Consider the following 2,308-nt stretch of genomic DNA (forward strand, 5'->3'; position numbering starts at 1 on the left):
CCCCCCCCGGGCGGGGGGGGGGGGGCCCCGCACGGTCAGTCCCGAGCGGTAGCGGGCGGTGAGAGTGCCGCTGCGAGTGCGGCGAAGCGCTCGTTGCCCGCGAGATCCTCGAGCAACACCGCCTTGCCGTGCTCGTCGGCGAGCGGAATCCGCCAGTTCGGGTACTCGTCGACGGTGCCCGGCTGGTTCTGACTGCGTCGTTCGCCCACAGCGTCTGCAAGCGAAAGCCCCAGCAGCACAGAAGGACTGGTCGCGATCAGGCGATGCAGCGACTGCACAGTGACCGCGTCGTCGGAGTCGTCCTCCGACACCGGGAACCCGTGTTCCCTCGCGAGCCGCAGCACCGCATCCCGTGCGACCGCTTCGTCGGCCAGTTCCGTCTCGAGGTCGCGTTCGAGCAGTCCGAGCGCCGACCGCAACGTGATGTGCTCGGCAGCAAGGTAACCGGACGTGGGCGGCAGGTCATGGGTCGTCACGGAGGTCAGGCACAGCCTGCGGTAGGTCTCGGGGGAGCGAGGGGTGTCGCCGTCCTTCTCGAACCACAGGATCGACGTGCCCGCGATTCCGCGCCGGGCCAGATACTCCTGCACCCACTCCTCGAACACACCGAGATCCTCGCCGATCACCACGGCATCGGCACGCTGCGCCTCGAGCGCGAGAATGCCGATCAGGGCCTCGTGGTCGCTCCGTACATAGGCGCCGTCCGCGGGGGAGAAGCCTTCCGGGACCCACCACGTACGGAACAATCCGAGGATGTGATCGACCCGGACACCTCCCGCGTGACGCAGTGCTGAGCGCACCACATCGCGGTACGGAAGGTAGCCCACCTCCGCGAGTCGGTCCGGCCGCCACGGTGGCTGATTCCAGTTCTGCCCGTTGCGATTGAAGTCGTCCGCGGGAGCGCCGCCCGTGACGCCCGAGGCGAGCACATCACCCAGGGTCCACGCGTCGGCGCCGTCCCGGCGCACACCGACCGCCAGGTCGTGAACGATCCCGATGTCGAGCCCGGCGGCGCGAGCGCTGTCCTGTGCGTCGGTGAGCTGCTCGTCGCACACCCACTGCAACCACCGATAGAAATCGATTCGGCCGGCAAGTCTCTCCCGGAGTTCGCCGACGCCCGGGGCGTTGGGGGACGGCGCGCGGGTGAGCCATTGCGACTTCCGGGAGCCGAACTTCTCGGCCAGCGCACACCACAGTGCGAAGTCGTCGAGCGCCGCTCCGCCCTGGGCGCAGAACGCGTCGAACCGTGCCTGCCGCGCGGGGCCGCGAGGCACCCGGTACACATGCTCGAGCATGTCCAGCTTCGCCCGGTACGTGGTGTCGCGGTCCAGTTGCGCCGCCTTCTTGTTCACCTTCGTGAAGCGGGCTGCGCTCTCGTCCAGCTTGGCGCGGTGCTTGCGCGGCAGATACGCGGTTTCGGGGATGTTCTCGACCCGCACGTACAGCGGGTCGACGAACCGGCGGGACGACGGGAGATAGGGCGACGGCTCGTGTGGCGGGACCGGCTCGGCGGCGTGCACCGGATTGACCAGGACGAAATCTCCGCCGTGCCCGCCGGTGACGGCCGCGAGGTCGGCGAGATCGGCGAAATCCCCGATACCCCACGAACGGCGTGACCGTACCGAATACAACTGCGCCGCAAGGCCCCAGCGTTGCTGTTGCAGGATTCGGTCGGCTGTCGCCAGTCGCACCGGCGTGACGACGAGTGTCGCCGTGCTCTCCACGTCGTTGCTGCGCGCGTGCAGCGTGTGCCAGCCGAGGGGCAGGCGGGGCACCGCGAAGGTGGCCCGGCCGACGAGCCGGTCGTCGACGAGACGCGGGTCGACCCAGATGTCGAGTTGCTCGACGGCGACCTCACGGCCGTCCTCGTCGACCACCCACACCGACACCGGGTCGCCGTGCGGGACGTGGACGGGAAAGGTCCGTTGTTCGTTCTCCGTGACCACCAGGGACGGCGGCAGCATCTGCCGCCACGGCCGGTCGGGTACATCGGCGAGCGAGGCCGAGATCTGCTCGGGAGTGGCGGCGGGAACGTCCAGCGCTGCCAGGATCCGTTGCAGCGTGCGGTCCGAAACATCGTGCTCGTCGCCGTCCCAGCCGACGTAGGTCGTGGAGATCCCGTGATGGCCGGCCAGTTCTCGTAGATTTTCCGTCGACGTCACGATGTCGAATCATGCCAGCAAGCCGGGCCGGTCGCAGACGCAGACCCGGTAGCTGCTCGACGGTCAGTCGCCGAAGCCGTCGAACAGGGTGGGTTCGTCGGGGTTGTCGAACAGGGCGGGCTGGTCGGGCGGGAGCGGCTTCGAGC

At 69.0% G+C, this 2,308-nt stretch carries 1 protein-coding gene; it reads right to left on the bottom strand.

Features of this window, described 5'->3' with window-relative positions:
• Window positions 1-35: 35 nt before the first annotated feature.
• Window positions 36-2,162 (bottom strand): 4-alpha-glucanotransferase, encoded by a 2,127-nt coding sequence (gene malQ / locus TVH25_RS21195; protein WP_422425401.1) that lies wholly within the window; start codon window positions 2,160-2,162, stop codon window positions 36-38.
• Window positions 2,163-2,308: the final 146 nt, after the last annotated feature.

The organism is Rhodococcus sp. 7Tela_A2 (assembly GCF_049311045.1).
GTDB lineage: Bacteria > Actinomycetota > Actinomycetes > Mycobacteriales > Mycobacteriaceae > Rhodococcus.